The organism is Streptomyces sp. NPDC051578 (assembly GCF_044454045.1).
Taxonomy (GTDB): domain Bacteria; phylum Actinomycetota; class Actinomycetes; order Streptomycetales; family Streptomycetaceae; genus Streptomyces.
In genome coordinates, this window is sequence record NZ_JBITDH010000012.1 from 1 (window position 1) to 21,747 (window position 21,747).

Genomic DNA, 21,747 nt, shown 5'->3' on the forward strand with positions numbered 1-21,747 from the left:
TGGCGTTGATTTTTGGCACGCTGTTGAGTTCTCAAGGAACGGACGCTTCCTTTGTACTCACCCTCGCGGGTTTTCCTCCGGGCGCTTCCTTTGTTTTTCGTTTTGTTCTTGCGTTTCCGACTCTATCAGAGTCAGTCCCGCTCGTTTTCCGCCGTCCAGGGCTGCGCTTTCGCGTTTCCCTTTCCGGCGGGACCGACTCTATCAGTGCTTTTCAGTCCCTCTGACCACTCACCGTTCTGCCGCAAGGCATACGGAGAGAAGCCGAGTTCAAGATCAGTACTTCGGAGGGGGGTTCCCGTCCATCGGCGGTTCGCGAGATGTTCACGCGGCGCGTCCTGGCGGGACTCACGACAGTACAGGGCCGGGAGTGCCCAGGCAAATCGATTCAGGCTATGGTCTAGTCCACTACGTTGGTGTCGCGGCAGCACGTCGGCGCCCCTCTCTGGTGGGGAGCATTTCGTGCAGAACCGGGACATCTCATGACTTACCCTTCTCAAAGTAGGCCGTCCTGACAGATTGTGACGGCGACTCGAAGAAGCCCCACCCCCCTGGGAGGCCCTCCATGACCAGCGTGACGTCCCCACTTGCCGGGCGTGCCATCGGACTCGCGGCTGTGCCCGATCCGGTGTTCTCCGGCGCGATGGTGGGACCGGGCACCGCTATCGATCCCGTGCGTGAGGCCTCGGAGGCGGTGGCGCCCGTGGACGGTGTGGTCGTCTCCCTGCACCCGCACGCGTACGTGGTCGTCGACGGGGAGGGGCACGGCGTGCTCACCCACCTCGGCATCGACACCGTCCAGCTCAACGGCGAGGGCTTCGAGCTGCTCGTCAACAAGGGCGACACCGTCACACGCGGCCAGGCCGTCATCCGCTGGAACCCTGCGGCGGTCGAAGCCGCCGGCAAGTCGCCCATCTGTCCCGTCGTCGCGCTCGAGGCCTCCGCGGAGTCTCTCGGCGCTGTCGTGGAGTCCGGGGACGTGAAGGCCGACGACGTCCTCTTCAGCTGGCAGTGACGTACCGCCCCTGTTCGGGGGCGCGTCGGACATCCACCGCGGCTGGCTGGGCCCGCCGCTCAATCGGAGACGGGTGAAATGGAGACAACGCTGCGAGGCGTCGGCGTGAGCCACGGTGTGGCGATCGGCGAGGTGCGGCACATGGGCACGGCGGTCCTCGAACCGCCGGCCAAGCAGATCACCGCGGACGAGGCGGAGCGCGAACAGGGGCGCGCCCGCAAGGCCGTGGAGGCCGTGTCGGCCGACCTCATGGCGCGCGGGCAGCTGGCCGGTGGCGAGGCCCAGCACGTGCTGGAGGCCCAGGCGATGATCGCCACGGACCCCGAGCTGATGGCGGACGTGGACCGGCGGATCGCCGTCGGGAGCACCGCTGAGCGCGGGATCTACGACGCGTTCGCCTCCTACCGCGACCTGCTCGCGGGCGCCGGGGAGTACATGGCCGGGCGGGTGGCCGACCTGGACGACGTGCGCAACCGCATCGTGGCGCGCCTGCTGGGCGTGCCGATGCCGGGCGTGCCGGACAGCGACGAGCCGTACGTCCTGATCGCGCGGGACCTGGCGCCCGCCGACACGGCGCTGCTCGACCCCGCTCTCGTCCTCGGTTTCGTCACCGAGGAGGGCGGGCCGACCAGCCACAGCGCGATCCTCGCGCGGGCTCTGGGCGTACCGGCGATCGTCGCGCTGCCGGGGGCCTGCGAGATCGCCGAGGGGACCCTCATCGCCGTCGACGGCAGCACGGGCGACCTGTTCGTGGACCCGTCGGCGCAGAAGCGGGGCGAGCTGGAGGCCGCGGCGGCCGAGCGGAAGGCGGCGCTGGCCGCTTCGTCCGGGCCGGGTGCCACCTCCGACGGGCACAAGGTGCCGCTGCTGGCCAACGTCGGCGGGCCGGCGGACGTACCGGCGGCCGTCGAGGCGGGTGCAGAGGGCGTGGGCCTGTTCCGTACCGAGTTCCTCTTCCTGGACGACAGCAAGAAGGCGCCGTCCGAGGAGAAGCAGGTCGAGTCGTACCGCAAGGTGCTGGAGGCCTTCCCCGAGGGCCGGGTCGTCGTACGGGTGCTGGACGCCGGCGCCGACAAGCCGCTGGACTTCCTGACTCCGGGCGACGAGCCGAACCCTGCTCTGGGCGTGCGGGGGCTGCGTACGCTGCTGGACCACCCGGAGGTGCTGCGTACGCAGCTGTCCGCGCTGGCCAAGGCGGCGGAGGGCCTGCCGGTCTACCTCGAGGTCATGGCTCCGATGGTGGCGGACCGGATCGACGCCAAGGCGTTCGCGGACGCCTGCCGGGAGGCCGGGCTGCGGGCGAAGTTCGGGGCGATGGTGGAGATCCCCTCCGCGGCGCTGCGGGCGCGCTCGATCCTGCAGGAGGTCGAGTTCCTGTCGCTGGGAACGAACGACCTCGCTCAGTACGCCTTCGCGGCGGACCGGCAGGTCGGGGCGGTGTCCCGGCTCCAGGATCCGTGGCAGCCGGCTCTGCTCGACCTGATCGCCATGTCGGCCGAGGCCGCCAAGGCGGAGGGCAAGAGCTGCGGTGTCTGCGGTGAGGCCGCTTCCGATCCGCTGCTGGCGTGTGTGCTGACGGGTCTGGGTGTCACCTCCCTTTCCATGGGTGCCGCTTCCATTCCTTATGTGCGGGCGACGCTGGCCAAGCACACACTGGCGCAGTGCGAGCGTGCCGCGGCCGCGGCGCGTGCGGCCGACACCGCGGACGAGGCCCGGGTGGCCGCGCAGGCGGTGCTGTCCGGCGAGTAGTCGGGCGGGCTCGCGGGAGTGAGCCGCAGGAGTCCTGGTCCCGAGGGGGCCTTCGCCACCGGCGGAGGCCCCCTCGGGCATGCACCGGCCCCTCGGGCGTTGACCGGCCCTTCGGGCGTTCGTCTTCGCCCGTCAGTGGTGGGGGTCCGGGTCGTCCACCTCGTATCCCGGGCAGTACTCCACTCCCGGTTCGGGTGCGACGGGGTCACCGGTGTCCGCGTCGGTGCAGTAGGCGTTGAAGACCGCCGCCGCCGAGAGGGCGACCAGGCGGCCGCGGTCCAGGCGCCAGCCGTGGACGCGGTCCGGTGATTCCCCGGAGGTGCTGCGGAGCACCAGTCCGCCGGCTCCCCCCAGGGCCAAGCCGGCGGCCAGCACGGTGACGAAGTCCATGCCTTCGCGGCTCTCGATCCGGGGCCGGGACCCGGTGTCGGGCACTTCCGCGTGGAGGACGGCGACCAGTTGTTCGGTGTCGGTGGGAACGCTGCACACGAGGTGGTGATGGCCGGGGCCGGCTCCCTCCACGAGGCGTTTGAAGGCGCCGGTCGCCCGTTCGAACGAGGCCTGGCCGATGTCCTCGCCGCAGTCCGCGCAGGTGCCGACGCCCGCGAGCAGGGTGGTGGCGTACTCCCAAGTGGCCTGCCGGACGGCTTCGTCGAGCAGGAGGGGGACGAGTTCCCCGATGGGCTGGCCCCGGTAGGGGAGGCAGCCGCTCGCGCCGGCGAGTTCCGCGGTGAAGCGGGTACGGGCCTGTGCCGTGTCCGGGTCGAGTCCGTGTTCCGTGCAGTAGTCGGCGTACTCCTCGGGGTCGAAGAGGGCGACGGTGGAGTGGATGCCCTGCGCCGCGAGGGAGCGGAGCAGGGCTTCGACGTGGTGGAGGTAGTCCGCGTAGTCGGCGTGTTCGGCGAAGGGGAAGCTGCGGTAGCGGCGCATGGCCGCGAAGTCCCCGGCGTCGGCCAGGAGGCCGAGGGTGCTGGGGACTTCGCGGCGGAGCCGACGGCGCAGTGTGCGCCGGTTCGTGCGGCGGCCGGTGGTCCCGTCGGCGGCCGGTGCGGCTCCGCTTCCGGCGCCGGCGGTGTCGGCGGTGGTGTTCGTGTGTGGCATGGCTCCCCCTGAGTGTCGCAACGTATTGCTCACTCACAGTAACCAAGGCCACTGACAGTCACTTCCGGCTGCGGGCCAGCTCCTCGTAGAAGGCCAGGAGTTCGGGGCGGTCGACCGAGCCGATGTTGACCGCCTTGTCCATGGGGGTGCCCTGGAGGAGGCGCTTGACCGGGACCTCGATGCGCTTGCCGGTGAGGGTGTGCGGGACCGCCGGGACCTCGATGATCTCGTCGGGCACGTGGCGCGGGGAGAGCTCCTCGCGGATCGTCGCCTTGATGCGCGCGCGGAGGCCGTCGTCCAGGGTGGCGCCGGGGGCGAGGTGGACGAACAGCGGCATCCAGTAGCCGCCGTTGGGTTCCTCCATGCCGATGACCAGGGATTCCTTGATCTCGGGGAGCCGCTCGACGGCTTCGTAGATGTCGGCGGAGCCCATCCGGACGCCCTGCCGGTTCAGGGTGGAGTCGGAACGGCCGTGGATGACGACCGAGCCGCGGTCGGTGATCGTGATCCAGTCGCCGTGCCGCCACACGCCGGGGAACATCTCGAAGTAGCTCTCGCGGTAGCGGCTGCCGTCGGGGTCGTTCCAGAAGCGGATCGGCATGGAGGGCATGGGGTTGGTGACGATGAGTTCGCCGACCTCCCCGATGAGCGGCTTGCCGGAAGGGTCCCAGGACTGGAGGTCGGTACCCAGCGAAGGCGCCTGGAGTTCGCCGATGTGGACGGGCAGGGTGGCCACGGCGCCCGCGAAGCAGCTGCAGACGTCGGTGCCACCGCTGACGGAGGCGATCCAGAGGTCCTCGGCGACCTCGTCGTGCAGCCAGCGGAAGCCGTCGGGGGGCAGCGGCGAGCCGGTCGTGGCGACGCACTTCACGGCGGACAGGTCGTAGTCGCGCGAGGGGTGGACCTCGGCCTTGCGGCAGGCCATCACGTACGCGGCCGACGTCCCGTACAGCGTCGCCTTCGTCAGCTCGGCGATGCGCCACTGGGCGCCCGTGTCGGGGTGGCCGGGGCTGCCGTCGTAGAGGACGACCGTCGTTCCGGTGAGGAGGCCCGAGACGAGCAGGTTCCACATCATCCAGCCGGTGGAGGTGAACCAGAAGAACCGGTCCTGCGGGCCGAGGTCGCTGTGCAGGCCGAGCTGCTTGAGGTGTTCGAGGAGGATGCCGCCCTGCGACTGGACGATGGCCTTGGGCAGGCCGGTGGTGCCGGAGGAGTAGAGGACCCAGAGCGGGTGGTCGAAGGGGACCTGTTCGAAGACCGGTTCCGCGTCGCCCGCGACCAGCTCCGGCCAGGGGAGCGTCCCCTCGGGGGCCGGGGTGCCCAGAAGCGGGATGTGGACGACGGCGCGCAGCGAGGGGAGCTCGGCGCGCAGTTCGGCGACGGTCTCGCGGCGGTCGTGTTCCTTGCCGCCGTAGCGGTAGCCGTCGACGGTGAACAGGACGACGGGCTCGACCTGCTGGAAGCGGTCGAGGACGCTGCGGGCGCCGAAGTCGGGGGCGCAGGAGGTCCAGACCCCGCCGACGGCGGCGGTGGCGAGGAGCGCGACGACGGCCTCGGGGATGTTGGGGAGGTAGCCGCTGACCCGGTCGCCGGGGCGTACGCCGAGGGCGCGCAGTTCGGCGGCGAGCGCCCCGACCTGACGGCGGAGCTCCGCCCAGGTGACGGGGACCGGCTGGTGGGTCTCGTCTACGCAGATCAGGGCCGGCTCCCCGGCGCGGGCCGGGTCCTCGGCGGCGCGCAGGGCGTGCTCGGCGTAGTTGAGGGTGGCGCCGGTGAACCAGCGGGCGCCCGGCATGGAGCGGTCGGCGAGGACCGACTCGTAGGGGGTGGTGAAGCGCACGTCGAACCACTCGGCGACGGCCTGCCAGAAGGTGTCGAGTTCGTCGACGGACCAGCTGTGGAGGGCGGGGTAGCCGCCTTCGGCGGGGGCGCCGTGGTGCTCGGCGGCCCAGGCCTGGAATGCGGTGATCCGGGCCGCCGCGATCCGTTCGGGGCCCGGGGTCCAGAGGGGTTCCGGCTGGGTGGCTGAGGTCATGGGTCGGCTCCCGGTCGACTGTGTGGCTCGCGCTTCGTGTGCGTACGTTGCCATCGCGCGTTCGGTGCGCGCGCGGCGGCTCACAGGGACGATGCCATGTGATCGACATCCGCACCAGAGTGGTTCGGGGCGGCGGTGTGATCGCCCGCCGGGCGCCGTCGGCGGGTGAACGGCAGCTGAACGCAGCCCGCTCGGCCGGGGGGCGGTGGCAGGGTGGGCGCCATGGACGGTCGTGATCTGGTGCGTGGGGTGCGGGAGCTCGGTACGGCGCGCGGGAGGCGCGCCTGGCGCGCGGCGTGGCGGCGACGGCGTGCGGACGCCGAGGGGCTCCTGCCCCGGGGCGCGGAGCGGGCGCGGGTGCCGGGGCTGCTGACGGGTACGGAGCCGAGGCCGGGCGGGGGTGTGCTGCGCTTCGCGCGTTCGGAGCTCGTGGTGCGGGTCACGGCCGGCGGCGCGGTGTTCTGGGGGTGGGACGGGGCGGAGCCGACGCCCTCGTACGCGGTGGTGGGCAACGGCCCCGAGCCCGATCCGCGCGCCGTGCTGGAACCGGACACGGGGGGCGGCTGGCGGGTGGTGTCGGAGCGGGTGACGGTGGCGGTGTCCCGGCACGGGGCGGTGGAGGTGCGCACACCGGGCGGGACGGTGCTGCGCCGGGAGTCGCCGCCGCGCTGGTGGGAGCCGGTCGAGCCGGGCCGGGGCGGGGCGCGGTGGCAGGTGCGCGGGGAGGTCCCGGCGGACGCGCGGTTCTTCGGGCTGGGCGGCCGGGCGGCGGGGCCGCGGCTGCGGGACGGCTCGTACCGGCTGTGGAACACCGACCCGAAGGGCGGTTTCGGGCCGGGTGACGATCCGCTGTACCTGACGATGCCGGTGCAGTGGGTGGTCGCGGACGCGGGGACGCACCTGATGTTCCACGACAACACCTGGGACGGGCAGGTGGTGCTGCGCGAGGGCGAGGAGGGCGCGGGTTCGGGCGCGGACCGGCCCGGGACGGCGGAACTGCGAGCGCTGGGCGGTCCGTTGCGCTGCTGGGTGCTGGTGGGTACGCCGGCCCGGGTGCTGCAGGGCTGGTCGGCGTTGACGGGAGGGGCGGCGGTGCCGCCGCAGTGGGCGCTGGGCTACCAGCACGCGCGCTGGGGTTTCGGCAGCGAGGCGGAGGTGCGGCGGGTGGTGGCGGGGTACGCGTCGCGGGGGCTGCCCCTGGCGGCGCTGCACCTGGACATCGACCACTACGACGGGCACCGGGTGTTCACCGTGGACCGGGAGCAGTTCCCGGACCTGCCGGGGCTGGCGCGGGAGCTGGCGGCGGACGGGGTGCGGCTGGTGTCGATCGTCGACCCGGCCGTGAAGGCGGGCGACCCGCTGCACACCGCCGGGCTGGCGGTCGGTGAGCGGGGGGCCTTCGTGCGGGACGCGCGGGGACGGGAGGTCAGGGGGGAGGTGTGGCCGGGCGAGTGCGCGTACCCGGACTTCACGGATCCGGCGGTGCGCGCGTGGTGGGGCGGGCTGTACGAGGAGCGCCTCGCGCAGGGCTTCGCCGGTTTCTGGCACGACATGAACGAACCGGTGGCGTTCGCGGCGTTCGGTGACGCGACGCTGCCCCGCTCGGCGCGGCACGTGCTGGAGGGGGCGGGCGGGGACCACCGGGCCGCGCACAACGTGTACGCGCTGGGCATGGCCCGGGCCGGATGGGAGGGGCTGGTACGCCTGCGGCCCGACGAGCGGCCGTTCCTGTTCTCCCGGTCGGGGTGGGCGGGGATGCAGCGGTACGGGGGAACGTGGTCCGGAGACGTGGAGAGCAGTTGGGAGGGGATGCGGGCCTGTCTGGCGCTGGTGCTGGGCCTGGGTCTGTGCGGGGTGCCGTACTCGGGCCCGGACGTGGGGGGTTTCGGCGGGTCTCCGTCGCCGGAGCTGTTCCTGCGGTGGTTCCAGCTGGGGGCTTACCTGCCGCTGTTCCGTACGCACGCCGCGATATGGGCGGGCCGGCGGGAGCCGTGGGAGTTCGGGCCGCAGGTCGAGGAGGCGGCGCGGGCGGTGCTGGCGGAGCGGGAGCGGTTGCGGCCCTACTTCGTGACGCTGGCCCATCTGGCACGGCGGACGGGGGCTCCGTACGTGCGGCCGCTGTGGTGGGGGTCGCCGGAGGACCGGCGGCTGCGGGACTGCGAGGACGCGTTCCTGCTGGGGGACGCGCTGCTGGTGGCGCCGGTGCTGGAGTGCGGGGCGGACCGGCGGGCGGTGCGGCTGCCGAGGGGGCGGTGGTACGACACCGCGACGGGGGCGGCGCACGAGGGTCCGGGCCAGGTGCTGCTGGACGCGCCGCTGGGGCGGACGCCGGTGCTGGCCCGGGCGGGGTCGGTGCTCGCGGTGCGCGGGGAGGACGGGGCGGTGACGCTGGAGGCGTGGGCCCCGGCGCGGGGCCGGACGGGCGGTGGGGTGGTGGTGCGCGATCCGGGGCCGGGTTTCGAGGCGGGCGAGGTGGAGCGGTACGCCGTGCGGTGGGCCGGGGAGGCGGTGGCGGTGGAGGACGAGGCGGGCGAGCCGGTGCCCGGGGTGGTGGTGCGGGGGCTCTGAGGGGTGGCTGACGCGACCGCCGGGGGGCTCCGAAGGCAGGGGTGGGGGGCGGCTCAGGCGTACTGGCCGGCGAAGAAGGCACCGACCGCCCGGGTGTGGAGGGGGAAGGCCAGTTCCGCGGGGGCGCGCAGGATGTGCCAGCCGTCCGTCTCGTCGGTCGGCACGGAGGGCGGGAGGGAGTCCGCCGGGCGGGTCGGGAGGAGGCCGAACAGGAGCAGGTGCCCGGCGCGGGAGCTGAGGGCGTCGGCCAGGGTGACTCCGGAGGCGGGCTCTTCGATGCCGGTCTCCTCCCGGAGTTCCCGTACGACCGCGTCCTGCCAGGCCTCGGCGAAGTCGACGAAGCCGCCGGGCAGGGCGATCTCGCCGAGGGCCGGTTCGATGGTCCGGGTGACGACCACCAGGCCGGTGCCCTGCTCGTCCTCCACGGGCAGGAGGGCCACGGCCACCGGGAGCGGGTTGCGGTAGGTGGTGGTTCCGCACGCGGCGCACGTACGGGGCCAGTCGGCCGTGTCGAACGGAGCTCCGCAGGTGGAGCAGTGCGAGTCCCTCAGGTGTCGCGGCATCCGGCGATGGTATGCCAAGGGGAATGAGGATGTCGGCTGTCGTGGCCCTGTTGGGGGCGCTGCTCGGCGGTTCGGCGGCGCCCGGTTTCGTGGCGCTGTCGGACGTCGATCCGACCATCGGGCAGGAGATCCGGTACGCGTCGGCGCACAACTTCACCGGCCGTCCGGTGGCCGGGTACGAGGAGCCGGTCTGCCTGCTCGCCCGGCCCGCCGCCGAGGCCTTGCGCCGGGCCCAGCGGCAGTTGTCGAGGCGCGGGTACGGGCTGCTGGTGTACGACTGCTACCGGCCGCAGCGGGCGGTGGACGCGTTCGTACGGTGGGCGGGGGACCCGGAGGACCGGTCGGCCAAGGCGGAGTTCTATCCGCGCGTGGACAAGGCCCGGCTGATCCCGGAGGGGTACATCGCGCCGAAGTCGGGGCACAGCCGGGGCAGCACGCTGGACGTGACGCTGGTGGCACTGCCGGGCGGCCGGCCGCTCGACATGGGGACGGCGTTCGACTTCTTCGATCCGCTCTCCCATACGGATGACCCGCGCGTGGGCGTACGGGCGCACGCCCACCGGGAGCTGCTGGGGCGGGCGCTCGCCGCGCAGGGCTTCGTCAACCTGCCCGAGGAGTGGTGGCACTTCACGTACCAGCCCGAGGCCTTCCCCCACACGTACTTCGACTTTCCGGTGTCCGTCTCGTCCGCGGCCCGCTGAGCGGGCCGGCTGCGTGAACCGGTGACCGCGGCGGGGCGCTCGTGCCACACTCGCATTCTGACGAGCCGTCAGATAGCGAGTGAGGGAGGGGCTTTGGAACGCAACCGCACGCCCGTCGTGAGCGGGTGGTTCACCGGTTCGCAGGAGGACGGGGACTTCCGGCTGCTCGGCACCCGGTGCTCCGCCTGCGCCGCCGTGTTCTTCCCGCGCGAGGACGCGTACTGCCGCAACCCGCACTGCCCGGGAGGCGGCGAGCTGGCCGAGGCGCCGCTGTCCCCGCGCGGGCGGATCTGGTCGTACACCGACGGCCGCTACCGGCCGCCCGCGCCGTACGTGTCCGACCCGGACGCGCCCTGGGAGCCGTACACCCTGATCGCGGTGGAGCTGGAGGCCGAGGGGATGGTCGTACTGGGCCAGGGCGCGCCCGGGGTGACGGTCGCCGACCTGGCGGTCGGGATGGAGGTCGAGGTGATCGGCGGGGTGCTGAACGAGGACGCCGGGACGGTGTGGACCACCTGGCGGTTCCGGCCCGTGGACCCGGCGGGGGTGGCCGCGTGAGCGCCGACGTGGCCGTGCTCGGGGCCGGCATGCACCCGTGGGGCAAGTGGGGCCGCAGCTTCGTCGAGTACGGGCGGGCCGCCGCGAAGGCCGCGCTGGCCGACGCGGGCCTGGAGTGGACGGACGTGCGGTCCGTCGTCGGCGCCGACACCGTGCGTTCGGGGTATCCCGGCTACGTGGCCGGCGCCACCTTCGCGCAGGCCCTCGGCTGGCAGGGCGCGAGGGTGACCAGCGTGTACGCGGCCTGCGCGTCCGGTGCCCAGGCCATCGGGGCGGCCCGGGCACAGATCCTGGCGGGGCTGGCCGAGGTGGTGCTGGTCGTGGGGGCCGACGCGGCGCCCAAGGGGTTCTTCGCCCCGGCGGGCGGGGAGCGGCCGGACGACCCGGACTGGCTGCGGTTCCGGGTGCTGGGGGCCACGAACCCGGCGTACTTCGCGCTGTACGCGCGCCGCCGGATGGCGCTGTACGGGGAGACCCCGGAGGATTTCGCGGAGGTGAAGGTGAAGAACGCGGCGGCGGGGGCGCTCAACCCGTACGCCCGCTACCGCAAGGCGGTCACCGCCCGGGAGGTGGCGGCCTCGGCGGTGGTGGCCGATCCGCTGCGGCTGCTGGACATCTGCGCGACCTCGGACGGCGGCGCGGCCCTCGTGCTGACCAGCATGGACTTCGCGCGGTCGCGGGGGGTCGCGGACCCGGTGCGGATCCGGGCCGTGTCGACGGTGACGCCCACGTATCCCCGTACGCTGCTGGACCTGCCGGACATCGCCACCGACGCGGTGACCGCCTCCGCCCCGGCCGGCGGTTCGTTCCGGGCCTCGATCGCGCGGGCCGCGTACGAGGAAGCGGGGCTGGGGCCCGACGACCTGTCGCTCGCGGAGGTGTACGACCTGTCCACGGCACTGGAACTCCAGTGGTACGAGGACATCGGGCTGTGCGGTGCGGGCGAGGGGGCCAAGCTCGTACGGGAGGGGGCGACGGCGCTCGGCGGGCGGATCCCGGTGAACACCAGCGGCGGGCTGGCCTCGTTCGGGGAGGCGGTCCCGGCGCAGGCGATCGCCCAGGTGTGCGAGCTGACGTGGCAGCTGCGGGGCAGCGCCGGGGACCGGCAGGTCGCCGGGGCACGGGCCGGGATCACCGCCAACCAGGGCCTGTTCGGCCACGGTTCGGCGGTCGTCGCGGTGCGGTAGGCGCCTCGGCCGGCCGTGGATCAGGCTCCTGACCGGCGGGTGCTGTCCGAATGCTTGACGGCCCACGGTGGCGGGTTCACACTCACTCCACGGTCCCGCACGACCGGGATCCCCGAACCCCCCATGAGAGCTGCGGCCCGTACCCCAGTCGGCGGGGGTACGGGCCGCCTCCGCGTGCGGACCGCCCGCTCAGGCCCCGGCCGACAGGCTGTGCCGGCGGGCCCTGGCCTGCGACATGGCGTGTTCCACCACACCGACCAGTACGTCCTTGACCGACTCGCGGTCGCGCGCGTCGGTCAGCAGCACCGGCACGTCGGGGTCGAGGTCGAGCGCCTCGCGCACGGTCACCACCGGGTGCCGGTCGGCGCCGTCGAAGCAGTTGACCGCGACCACGAAGGGGATGCCGCGCCGCTCGAAGTAGTCGATGGCGGCGAAGCAGTCCGCGAGGCGGCGGGTGTCGGCGAGGACCACGGCGCCCAGCGCCCCCTGCGCCAGCTCGTCCCACAGGAACCAGAAGCGGTCCTGTCCGGGCGTGCCGAACAAGTAGAGCACGAGGTCTTCACGCAGGGTGATGCGGCCGAAGTCCATCGCCACGGTCGTGGTGCTCTTGCCCTCCACTCCCCCGGTGTCGTCGATGCCGATGCCCGGCTCGGAGAGACGTTCCTCCGTCCGTAGCGGTCTGATCTCACTCACCGCACTGACCAGGGTGGTCTTCCCCACCCCGAAGCCGCCCGCGACCAGGATCTTGAGGGTCAGCGGCTCGACCGGCGACACGGCATGCATGGCGCCGGTGCGGCTAGAGCGCCCGAAGGCCATCGATCACCTCACGCAGAATGGATTCGTCGGGCAGTTCGGCCGGTGGTACCGGCCGGGTGACATGGACCAGTTCGTCGTCGACGAGGTCGCCGATCAGGACGCGGACGACCCCGACCGCGAGGTCGAGGTCGGCCGCGAGTTCCGCGACGGACTGGGGGCGTTCCCGGCACCTTCCCAGGATGTGGGCGTGTTCCGGGGACAGGGTCAGGTCCCAGACCGGATCGTCGGCCGCCGGTTCGGCGACGACGAGCGCGATCAGGTCGAGGCGGTGCTGGCCCGCGTGGCTGGTCCGGCCGCGGGTCATGGCGTACGGGCGCACGACGGGGCCCGCCTCGTCGTCGAACCAGTGCGGGTGCGCGGGGTCCTCCGCCCCGCCCGGGGTCTGTTCGGGGTGGTACCGGCCTGAATCGCTCATGCCGTCCGTCTCACCCTCCGGCTGGCAGCCCGGAGCGCGGGGCGGTCGCCAGGTGGTCGCCGACGCGCTTGACCATGAGGGTCATCTCGTACGCGACCTGGCCGACATCGGATTCGGCGTCGGCCAGCACGGCCAGGCAGCTTCCGTCGCCCGCGGCCATCACGAACAGGAAGGCCTCGTCCAGTTCGACCACGGTCTGGCGGACGTTGCCGGAGTCGAAGTGCCGGCCGACGCCCTTGGCCAGGCTGTGGAAGCCGGAGGCGACGGCCGCCAGGTGCTCGCTGTCCTCCCGGGTCAGGTCCTTGGAGCTGCCGGTGGGCAGTCCGTCGCCGGAGAGGACGACCGCCTTGCGGATGCTGCCGACCTTGTCGACGAGCTCGTCGAGGAGCCAGTTGAGCGGGCCGGAGCCGCGGCCCCTGGTGTCGTTGCCGGTCTGCGGTGCGGTCATCGACCGTCCCCTTCGTTCTCGGTTCCGGGAGCCTGGGCGGCGGGGGTGCCGGCCTCGGCTTCGGACTGCTGCGGTGCGTGCTGGTTGCGGCCCGCCGTCCAGCCGCGCTGGAGGGCGGACATGCGCGTACGTACGTCCTCCGCGTCGCGGTCGGTGACCGCCTTCGCGGTGGTGTCGGCCGGTGCGGGGGCCGGGGCGTTCTTGAGCTGGGGCGCCAGGTTGGCCTGGCGGACCCGGCGGGGGAGGCCGCCGGAGGCCGGATCGGGCGTGCCCGGGCCCTCGCCGCGGGCCGCCTCCTCGCCCTGCCCGGCCCGGCCGGCCATCGGCACGGAGCGGGGCTCGACGCGGCGGCCGTGGTCGGCGACCAGCGTCGGGGTCGGGCGCCGGCGGGGCAGGGGGATGGCTCCCGCGGTGCGGGGGCCTTCGGGGTCCGGGCGGGGGCGCTCCATGCGGACCGGGCCGGACGGGGCGACGGTCTCCCCGGCCGGGGGCGTGCCCCGCTCGCGGTGGCGTTCGCCGAGCCGGTCGCCCTTCCGGGCGGCGGAGCGTTCCGGGTGCCGGCCGGTGCCCGGCCGGCCCGTGGGGCGCAGGCCCAGGACGGCGCCGGGGATGCCGCCGGGCGGGGTCTCGTCGTCGAGGGTGGCCATCGGAGGGCGGCCGCCGACTCCGGTGAGGCCGGCGATGCCGGCGGCCTCGTCCAGGGTCGCGGGGTCGTCGTCCAGGCCGTCGACGCCGTCCAGGCCGAGGACGCCGAGCGGGCCCTCCAGCTCGACGGGGCCGCCCAGCACCCCGGCGGGCAGCGGCCGGCCGGCCGTGGCACCGGCGACCGTGGCCGGACCGCCCTTGCCCGTCGGCACCGGCCGGGCGGTCTTGCCGGCCTTGCCGGTCTTGGCGTTCTTGAGGCCTTCGAGGCGGATGCCGGTGCCGTTGGTGTCGGGTGCGTCCGTGAGCAGCTCCGCCGGGAGGAAGACCACCGCGGTGGTGCCCCCGTAGGGGCTGGGCTGGAGGACCACCTTGACGCTGTGGCGGCGGGCGAGGCGGCTGACGACGAACAGGCCGAGCCGGTCGGTGTCGGAGAGCTCGAAGTCGGGGGTCTCGGCGAGCCGGAGGTTCGCGTCGAGCAGTGCCTCCGAGGTCATGCCGAGGCCCCGGTCGTGGATCTCCAGGGTGAAGCCGTTGGCCACGCGCTCGCCGTGGACCTGGACGGCGGTGTGCGGCGGGGAGAACACGGTCGCGTTCTCCAGGAGTTCGGCGACCAGGTGGGTGACGTCGGCGACGGCGGGGCCTTCGATGCCGATGCGCGGGAGCCTGCGCACCTCGATGCGCTCGTAGTCCTCGACCTCGGCGACGGCGGCCCGTACGACGTCCATCAGCTGGACCGGCTTGCGCCACTGGCGCGAGGGCGCGGCGCCGGAGAGGATCACCAGGCCTTCGGCGTGCCGGCGCATGCGGGTGGTCATGTGGTCGAGGCGGAACAGGTCGGCCAGTTCCTCGGTGTCCTCGGTGCGCCGCTCCATGGTGTCGAGCAGGGTCAGCTGGCGGTGGAGCAGCACCTGGTTGCGGCGCGCCAGGTTGACGAAGACCTCGGAGACGCCCCGGCGCAGTTCGGCTTGCTTGACGGCGGCTTCGACGGCGGCGCGCTGGAGGCTGTTGAGGGCGAGGGCGACCTGGCCGACCTCGTCCTTTTCGAATTCCAGCCGGGGTGCCTCGGTCTCCACGTCGATGTTCTCGCCGGCGGCGAGGCGGCGCATCACGCTGGGCAGCCGGACGCCGGAGGCCTCGTGGGCGTCCTTGCGGAGCCGGGACAGGTCGCGGATGAGGTCGCGGCCGATGCGCACGGACATGACGAGGGAGACGATCAGGGCGATGAAGCCGAGGATGCCCGCGACGGCGGCCTGGACCAGCACGTTCATGGCGACCGGCTTGACGCGTTCCTGGTAGCGGTCGCCGGCGGCGGTGTTCATCTCCGCGAGGTCGCCGAGCACCTTGCCGGCGGCTTCGTCCCACTGGGCGGCCGTGAGGGTCCGCGGGGGCTTGGCGGCGCCTGCGGAGATGAATCGTTCCTCCGCGTCGCGAAGCGCCTTGGTCTCGGGGCCGGCCCAGTACTGCTCGAAGGCGTCGCGGTCGGCGCCGGGCAGGATCGCGAGGTTGAAGTCGTAGAGCAGCGCGCGGTTGGCGGTGTAGTCGGAGACGTGCCGGATGTCGGCGGGGCCGATGTTGCGGGCGGCGAGGGCGGAGGCGATGACGGCGTCCTCGCGGGAGAGCGTCTCGCGGGCGCGGGTGATGCCGACGAGGGCCCGGCCCTGCTTGTCCATCTCCACGTCCTCCAGGGCGTGGAGGTTCATGAGGAACTCGTAGCAGGGGTCGACCAGCCGGCTGTAGAGCTCCATGGCCTGGTCGGGGGCGAGGCTGTTCTGGTCGACGGAGTGGCGCAGGGCTGCGATGCCGTGGAAGGCGTCGAGGATGGAGCGCAGCCGCTGGGCGTTGGCGGGGCTGAGCTGGTCGGCGACCTTGGGGCTGGAGGCGTCCTCGGTGATGTCCTGGACGGCGGTGTCGGTGGCGCTACGGCTCCTGGCGAGTTCGGCTGTGGCGGCCGAGGCGCGGGGGTCGCCGATGACGACGAGGGTCTGGCGGCGTTCCTTCTGCAGGACGCGGACGACGTCCTCGATGGGGTAGCCCACCTTGGCGATCACGGGCGCCACGCCGAGGAGCTGCACGGCCTGGCGGCCGGTGATGACGGTCGCGAAGGCCCACAGGGCGGTGAGGGAGACGAGCGGCACAAGGAGCAACGCCACGATCTTCCGGCGGATCGACTTCCCGCGAAAGCGCATGGCCTCCCCAGCCTCCCCCAGGTCAACCCCGCTGCCGGGGCTCGGTGTTCCGTCTTTTAAACGGCGTGAGCCTACTACTGCCGGGGAGAAGCTTCGAAGGCGTGTCCGGACGTTTTCGGCCTGCTGCCCTTGTGAAGATCATGAGTTGTCCGGTAGGTCCTGGCAAGTCCCGCCCGTTATGTGGCACATGGCACCTCGTGGGGCGTCGGTTCCCTCAATCGGATGGATGGCTGGAATTCCTCCTCCGGGCCCCTTCGAACGCGTGAACCCGTTCGGCGATCCGGGAATCTCGCGGCCTCCCCGATCGTCTGACGGGGAAGACGGTCGAAACCGCACAAGGGGGTATGAGGTGTGGGTAGGCAACGGACCGTGCGGTGGGGAGTGAGTGGACCATGAGCACGACGGACGACGCGGTGTGGGGCGGCGCGGTGAGGGATGACGCGGTGGGGGATGACGCGGTGGCGGACGCCTCGGCGTACGGGCGCCACAGCGGGGCCGGGACGACGGCCACGAGGCGGTCGCTGTGGGTGGAGGAGCCCGCGCGCAGGTACCGGATGCCCGATCCGGTGCGGGCTTCGGCGGTGCGGGCGGTGCTGATAGTGGCCCTGACCCTGATGCAGGCGACGGTGAGCTTCTTCCTGACGCTGACCGGCTCGTGGCTCGCGCTGCCGATGGTGCTCGGCGCGATAGCCGGGACGGTGGTGGCCACCTGGGCCGTGCTGGACGTGCTGATCACCCGGCAGATGTGGAACCAGCGGCACGGGGTCGTGTCCCAGCCGAGCAGCACGGCGCGCGGTGGCCGCGGGGAGGCCCGCCGGGCGGGCCGGGAGGCCGGCTCGGGGACGCCCGGCCGGGTGCCCCGCATACGTCCGGCCGAGGGCGGCCGGCTGGCGGCCCACGGCCGGGGCTGACGGCACGGGGCGGCCTGCCCGGCCGCCCCTCGCCCGGCAGGCCGCCCCCGGGCAGGCCGCCGGGCGCCAGGTGTCAGACGTCCGGCGTTGGGTGTCGGGCCGCCGCGCGTCAGGCGTTCGCGGTCGAGCGGCGGTACATGCGGGTCGCCGTGATCTCGCCGTGGATGGTCTCGCCGTCCGGGGACTGCTGCGGCAGACCGGGGCGCAGGTGCTCCTCGACGCTGATGTACTTGAGGCCCGCGCGCAGGTCCGCGTCGTTGCGCAGCCGGATGACCAGCGGGAACTCCGCGAGGGCCGTGGTGTCGAACAGGCCGGTGGTGTACAGCAGCTGGACGCCGAGCGCGTCGGAGACGGCCCGCTGGAGTTCCAGCAGGTACGTGGCGTTCGCCCGGCCGATGGGGTTGTCCAGGAACAGCGTGCCCGCGTGGCGGTGCTTGTCGCGGCCGCGGTCGTTGCTGCGCAGCGCCGCCATGGTGCAGTAGAGGGCGATCGCGGCGGTGAGCAGCTGGCCGCCGGAGAAGACGTCGCCCATCTGTCCGACCGGCACCCGCTCGGCGCGCAGTACCGCGTCGGGCTTGAGGATCTCCACGGAGATTCCCTTGGGTTCCAGGGCCGCCTGGACTCCGCGCAGCAGCAGGGACATGCCGTCGCGCCGGCCTTCGCCGAAGGAGGCGGTGCTGTTCTTCTTGACGGCGGCGCGGGTGGCCTCGTCGATGACCTCGCCGAGCCGCTCGGTGAGGGTCGCCTGGTCGGGCTCCTCGAAGCGGATCCGCAGGAATTCCTGGCCCGACCACTCGCCGAGGCCCTCGGGGAGCTGGGAGAGCCGCTGGGCGGAGCGCAGGGTGGCCAGTGCCGATTCGACCAGGCCGCGCAGCCGGTCGACGATGCTGTCGCGGTTGCGCTCCAGCTGCGCGAGCTCGTCGGTGAGCACCCGCAGCCGGGGCGCGAACGCGGTGGCCCAGGCGGCCGCGTGCTCCGGCAGGGCGGAGGCGGGCAGTTCGCGGATCTGCTGGCGGGCGGGGGTGCGTACCTGCTCGTAGCGGTTGGCGTTGGCGTGGCGGACCAGGATGTCGCTCGCCTCACGTACGGCGGATTCGGCGGCCGACAGGTCGGCGGCGCAGCCGCGCAGGGAGCGGCGGGCCTCGGCGGCGGACTGGCGGGCCTCCTCCAGGGTGCCCCGGTGGGGCGCCGGCTCCTGCTCGTCCTCCTGCTGCGCGTGATCGCGCAGCAGGTCCCTGAGGAGGGCGGCGGTCTCGTCGAAGCCGCCCGCCCCGTCCTCGGCGGTGCGGTGGGAGCGCAGCAGGTCGGCGTGGGCGGCGCGGGCGCTCTCGACGGCGGCCGTGTGGGCGGCGAGCTGGGCGGTGGCGGTGCGCAGCAGGCCCTGGGCGTGCTCGACGTCGCCGGGCACCAGTTCCTCGGGCAGGTCGGTGTGGGCCTCGCCGTCGGCGGGGGCGTGCCGTTCGGCCTCGCCGCGCAGCCGGCCGAGCTGCTCGCTCGCTGCCGACGCCCGGGATTCCAGCATCTGTACGAGGGCCTCGGCGCGGGCGGCGGCGGCCTGCCGGGAGGGGCCGTCGGCGCCGTCGGTGCCTTCGAGGAGCTGGGCGGCCCGGGTGCGGACCTTGTTGGTGAGCCGGTCGAGTTCGGCGAGGGCGGCGCTCTCGTCGCTTTCGGCGCGGGCCTGTTCCGCGCGCAGGTCGGCGCCGACACCGACCTTCTCGTAGAGCCGGGATGCGGCCCGGTAGGCCTCGCGCAGGTCGGGCAGGGGGGCCTTGGGCGTTCCGTCGTCCTCGGGGAGGGGGTCGGGGGCGCCGGCGATGTCGGCGCGCTCGGCGCGCAGCGCGCGGGCGGTGCGGCGGGCGTCGTCCGCGGCCCGCTGGGCGGCCCGGCGGTCCTCGTCGGCGGCGCGGGCACGGTCCAGGCACGCTTCGGCGCGGGCCTCGGACTCGGCCGCCTCGTCGGCGAGTTCCCTCAGCCGGGCCTGCCAGCCGGAGCGCTCGCGCAGGCGGTAGGCGAGGCCGGAGAGGGCGTCGGCGGCCCGGCGGGCGCGCTGGGCGGCGTCCTGGCGCTCGTCACGGACCCGGGCGGCGTCGGCGGCGGCCTCGTCGGCCTCGGCGCGTACGGTACGGGCCTCCGCGAGTTCGGCGTCGCATTCCTCGGCGAACGACCGTGCGGCGGCGGCGTGTTCGGCGAGCTCGGCGAGACGGCCGGGCGGGCAGCCGGTGCGCCAGGAGGCGAGCCGGGCGGCGAGCTCCCGGTCCCCGGAGAGGCGGGCGGCCAGGTCGCGGATCTCGGTGTCGCGGGCGGTGGCGCGGGTGCGCAGCGCCTGGCGTTCCTCGTCGGCGGCCTGTTCGTCGTGCATGGCCGGGTTCGGCGAAACGATGAAGATGCCGGAGCCGGCCGGATCCGCGTCGGCGGGCGGGACCGGGGCCAGCAGCGCGGCGGCCGTGCCGACGGCCACCGTGGAGCGCGGCAGCAGGGCGGCGCCGGAGAGGACCTCCCGGGCGCGGGAGTGGGTGTCGGGGTCGGTGATGACGACGCCGTCGACCAGTTCGGGGCGGGCGGCGAGGACGGCGGCGTGGTCGGCGGGGTCCACGGCCTGGGCCAGGTAGCGCCAGCCGGGCAGGGCGGGGATGCCGTGCTCGCCGAGGTACTCGACGGTGGCGAGCACGTCGGGGCCGGGCGGGAGCAGCCCGCCGTCGCCGAGGGCGCCGAGGATGCGGGCGTCCTCGGCGGCGGCGGTGCGCAGCTCGAACAGCTGGCGTTCGGCGGAACCCACGGTGTCGGCCAGCATCCGCAGCAGTTCGTCGCAGCCCCGGTCGAGGTCGGCGACGGTGAGCCCGGGGGCGGCGGAGGCCTGGGCGGTGGGTGCGGGCCCGGGGGCGGCGGAGGCCTGGGCGGTGGGTGCGGGCCCGGGGGCGGCGGAGGCCTGGGGGGAGCCGGGCTGCGCACCGGCGCGGGGGCGCGGGAGGAAGGCGTCGGGGGCCGGGGGAAGGCCCAGCAGCTCCGCGAGGCGGGGGGCGGAGGCCAGGGAGGCGGCGGCGCGCTCCTCCGCGGCGTGGGCGGCTTCGGCCGCGTCGGCGGCATCGGCGGCGCGGGCGGCGGTCAGTTCGGCGCGGGCTTCGGTGGCGGCGGCCTCGCGGGCGGCGTCGGCGGCGGCCCGTGCGGCCTCGCGGGACTCGTCCCAGGCGGCGACGGCGCTCTTCTCGGCGTCGCTCGCGGCGAGGGCGGCGCGCGCCGGGTCGGCGTCGGGCGCCGAGTCGTCGAGCCAGCCGGCCCGCACGGCTTCGGCGGTCTCCTGCTGGACCTCCGAGAGGCGGGCGCGAAGGTGTTCGGCTTCGCTTCGGGCGCGCTGGGCGGCCGTGGCGGCGGCGGTGGCGTCGCGGTGGGCGGCTTCGCCCGCGGCCTGGAGGACGGCGGAGCGCTCCTCCTCCTCGTTGGCCCGCGCCTCACCCTGCTCGGCGGCCGTGTGCAGGGCCCGGACGAGCCCGGCGGCGGCCGTGGCGCGGGCGGCCAGGGCGGGGGCGGCGTCGCGCTCGGCCTCCAGGATGGCGGCGGCGACCCGGGCGGAACGGTCGGCGGCGGCGCGGTGGCGCAGTACGGTCTCGGCGGCCTGCCAGGCGGAGTGCAGGGTGCGCGCTTCGAGGAGTTCGCGGCGCTGGGCGGCGGCAGCCTTGTCGGCGACGGTCAGGGCCAGCGAGGCGTGCCGGTAGGCGAGTTCGGCGGAGATGGCGGCGCTGCGCTCGCGCGCGGACTCGGCGGCCGTGACGGCGTGGGCGGCGGCGGTGACCCGCTCGGCGAGTTCGGCGGCGCGGCCGCGTTCCTCGGTGGCGCGGGCGGACAGGCGCCGGGCGAGGGTGCGCGTACGGCGTTCGGCGCCCGCGTGGACGTCGCGCAGCCGGGAGCGGGTCTCGGCGGCCTCGACGATCTTGGTGAGGAGTTCCACCGACCCGGCGGTGAAGTCCCGTTCGGCCATCAGCTCGGAGCGGCGGCCGAGCTTGTTGCCGAAGCCGTGGACGAGGTCGGCGAGGCCGTCGGTGTCCCGGGTGTCGGTGACGGCGCGCAGCAGGAGGTCGGTGAAGTCGGAGTCCTTCTTGACCGCGAAGAGGCCGGCGGCCTCGCCCTCGTCGGCGTTCATCTCGCGCTGGTAGCGGAAGAGTTCGGGGTCGAGGCCGAGGTCGGTGAGGTGCTCGTTCCAGCGGTCGTGGATCTCCTCCCAGTACACCTCCAGGTGCGGGTACGCCTTGCCGGCCTCGGTGATGGAGTCGCGGAAGCCCTTCATGGTGCGGCGGCGGCCCTGGGCGCCGGAGGCGCCTTCGACGGGCGGGCGCACCGTGGTGGCTTCGGCGACGGGCAGGTTGTCGAGGCTCAGGCCCGGCCCGGGGCGGAAGGAGTACCAGGCCTCGGCGAACTTGCGCGGGTCGTTGGAGACCTGTCGGCCGCGCCATTCGCTGACCTTGCCGACGACGACGCATTCGCCGGTCTGGGTGTGCTGCCACTCCAGGGCGACGTGGCCGCAGTCGTCGGCGAGCAGGAACTTGCGCAGCACGCCGGAGCTGGCACCGCCGAGGGTGTTGCGGTGGCCGGGCAGCATCACCGAGAAGATCAGCTTCAGCAGGACGGACTTGCCGCCGCCGTTCTCCAGGAAGAGCACGCCGGCGGGCGCGGGCCGGCGGGGCGGCCCCGTCGGCTCGTCCTCGAAGAACTCCGCCTGGGCGGGCGCCGGGTGGGGCACCGGCTCGCCGACTCCGCGCAGGTCGAGCACGGTGTCGGCGTAGCGTGCGCCGGCGGGCCCGATGGAGTAGAGGCGGATCCGGGACAGCTCGTACATGGCGGCGGGTTCTCGCGGTCTCTC

The 21,747-nt window shown here is 74.0% G+C and carries 16 protein-coding genes; 8 read left to right on the forward strand and 8 right to left on the reverse strand.

All coding sequences use genetic code 11. The annotated features are described in order from the left end of the window. The 3 genes from ACIA6C_RS30345 to ptsP form a co-directional block, all read left to right on the forward strand. Positions 1-224 (forward strand): hypothetical protein (locus ACIA6C_RS30345; RefSeq protein WP_399280706.1); only part of this gene is annotated, 224 nt, incomplete at its 5' end. 338 nt (positions 225-562) lie between these two features. Continuing rightward, positions 563-1,012: a PTS glucose transporter subunit IIA gene (locus tag ACIA6C_RS30350; protein ID WP_399280708.1), complete on the forward strand. Its 450-nt coding sequence runs from the start codon at positions 563-565 to the stop codon at positions 1,010-1,012. A gap of 78 nt (positions 1,013-1,090) precedes the next feature. Continuing rightward, the gene (gene ptsP, locus ACIA6C_RS30355; protein WP_366082729.1) at positions 1,091-2,761 is read left to right on the forward strand and encodes a phosphoenolpyruvate--protein phosphotransferase; all 1,671 of its coding nucleotides are present in this window, start codon (positions 1,091-1,093) and stop codon (positions 2,759-2,761) included. A 132-nt stretch (positions 2,762-2,893) separates the two neighbouring features. Here the strand turns inward: ptsP and ACIA6C_RS30360 are convergent, their stop codons facing one another. Both ACIA6C_RS30360 and ACIA6C_RS30365 read right to left on the reverse strand, forming a co-directional pair. After that, positions 2,894-3,862, reverse strand: a complete 969-nt coding sequence (locus ACIA6C_RS30360; protein WP_399280710.1) for a hypothetical protein — start codon at positions 3,860-3,862, stop codon at positions 2,894-2,896. Positions 3,863-3,920: 58 nt separating this feature from the next. After that, positions 3,921-5,897, reverse strand: coding sequence for an acetoacetate--CoA ligase (locus tag ACIA6C_RS30365; RefSeq protein WP_399280712.1), 1,977 nt, complete (start codon positions 5,895-5,897; stop codon positions 3,921-3,923). Between the two features lie 222 nt (positions 5,898-6,119). On the opposite strand from ACIA6C_RS30365, the gene ACIA6C_RS30370 reads away from it, so the two are divergent. Further along, positions 6,120-8,465, forward strand: a complete 2,346-nt coding sequence (locus tag ACIA6C_RS30370; protein WP_399280714.1) for a glycoside hydrolase family 31 protein — start codon at positions 6,120-6,122, stop codon at positions 8,463-8,465. Positions 8,466-8,518: 53 nt separating this feature from the next. On the opposite strand, the gene ACIA6C_RS30375 is transcribed toward ACIA6C_RS30370, so the two are convergent. Then, entirely contained in the window at positions 8,519-9,028 is a 510-nt protein-coding gene (locus ACIA6C_RS30375) for an NUDIX domain-containing protein (protein WP_366082726.1), read from the reverse strand. 29 nt (positions 9,029-9,057) lie between these two features. Here ACIA6C_RS30375 and ACIA6C_RS30380 point away from each other — a divergent pair, with 29 nt between their 5' ends. The 3 genes from ACIA6C_RS30380 to ACIA6C_RS30390 all read left to right on the forward strand — a co-directional run bounded on the left by ACIA6C_RS30380 (position 9,058) and on the right by ACIA6C_RS30390 (position 11,474). Next, entirely contained in the window at positions 9,058-9,729 is a 672-nt protein-coding gene (locus ACIA6C_RS30380; protein WP_399280716.1) for a M15 family metallopeptidase, read from the forward strand. Between the two features lie 93 nt (positions 9,730-9,822). After that, positions 9,823-10,287, forward strand: a complete 465-nt coding sequence (locus ACIA6C_RS30385; protein ID WP_361140407.1) for a zinc ribbon domain-containing protein — start codon at positions 9,823-9,825, stop codon at positions 10,285-10,287. Next, positions 10,284-11,474 carry a lipid-transfer protein gene (locus tag ACIA6C_RS30390; RefSeq protein WP_399280718.1) on the forward strand — a complete coding sequence of 397 codons (1,191 nt, stop codon included), beginning with the start codon at positions 10,284-10,286 and terminating at the stop codon, positions 11,472-11,474. Before ACIA6C_RS30385 ends, ACIA6C_RS30390 begins: the two co-directional genes overlap by 4 nt. Positions 11,475-11,663: 189 nt before the next feature. On the opposite strand, the gene ACIA6C_RS30395 is transcribed toward ACIA6C_RS30390, so the two are convergent. Genes ACIA6C_RS30395 through ACIA6C_RS30410 form a run of 4 tightly spaced genes read right to left on the reverse strand, consistent with a single transcriptional unit; the run spans position 11,664 to position 15,984 of the window. Further along, positions 11,664-12,290: an ATP/GTP-binding protein gene (locus tag ACIA6C_RS30395; protein ID WP_361140401.1), complete on the reverse strand. Its 627-nt coding sequence runs from the start codon at positions 12,288-12,290 to the stop codon at positions 11,664-11,666. Then, positions 12,271-12,705 (reverse strand): DUF742 domain-containing protein, encoded by a 435-nt coding sequence (locus ACIA6C_RS30400; RefSeq protein WP_329193451.1) that lies wholly within the window; start codon positions 12,703-12,705, stop codon positions 12,271-12,273. Before ACIA6C_RS30400 ends, ACIA6C_RS30395 begins: the two co-directional genes overlap by 20 nt. A 10-nt stretch (positions 12,706-12,715) precedes the next feature. Beyond that, a complete protein-coding gene (locus tag ACIA6C_RS30405) occupies positions 12,716-13,153 on the reverse strand; it encodes a roadblock/LC7 domain-containing protein (protein ID WP_361140398.1) in 438 nt (145 codons plus the stop codon). Then, positions 13,150-15,984, reverse strand: a complete 2,835-nt coding sequence (locus ACIA6C_RS30410; protein WP_399280721.1) for a nitrate- and nitrite sensing domain-containing protein — start codon at positions 15,982-15,984, stop codon at positions 13,150-13,152. The genes ACIA6C_RS30405 and ACIA6C_RS30410 overlap by 4 nt, the downstream gene beginning before the upstream one ends. Before the next feature lie 392 nt (positions 15,985-16,376). Here ACIA6C_RS30410 and ACIA6C_RS30415 point away from each other — a divergent pair, with 392 nt between their 5' ends. Continuing rightward, complete coding sequence (locus ACIA6C_RS30415) at positions 16,377-16,895, forward strand: hypothetical protein (RefSeq protein WP_399280723.1); 519 nt, start codon at positions 16,377-16,379, stop codon at positions 16,893-16,895. Between the two features lie 109 nt (positions 16,896-17,004). Here ACIA6C_RS30415 and ACIA6C_RS30420 read toward each other — a convergent pair whose 3' ends face one another. Then, positions 17,005-21,723 (reverse strand): hypothetical protein, encoded by a 4,719-nt coding sequence (locus tag ACIA6C_RS30420; RefSeq protein WP_399280725.1) that lies wholly within the window; start codon positions 21,721-21,723, stop codon positions 17,005-17,007. Between the last annotated feature and the right edge of the window lie 24 nt (positions 21,724-21,747).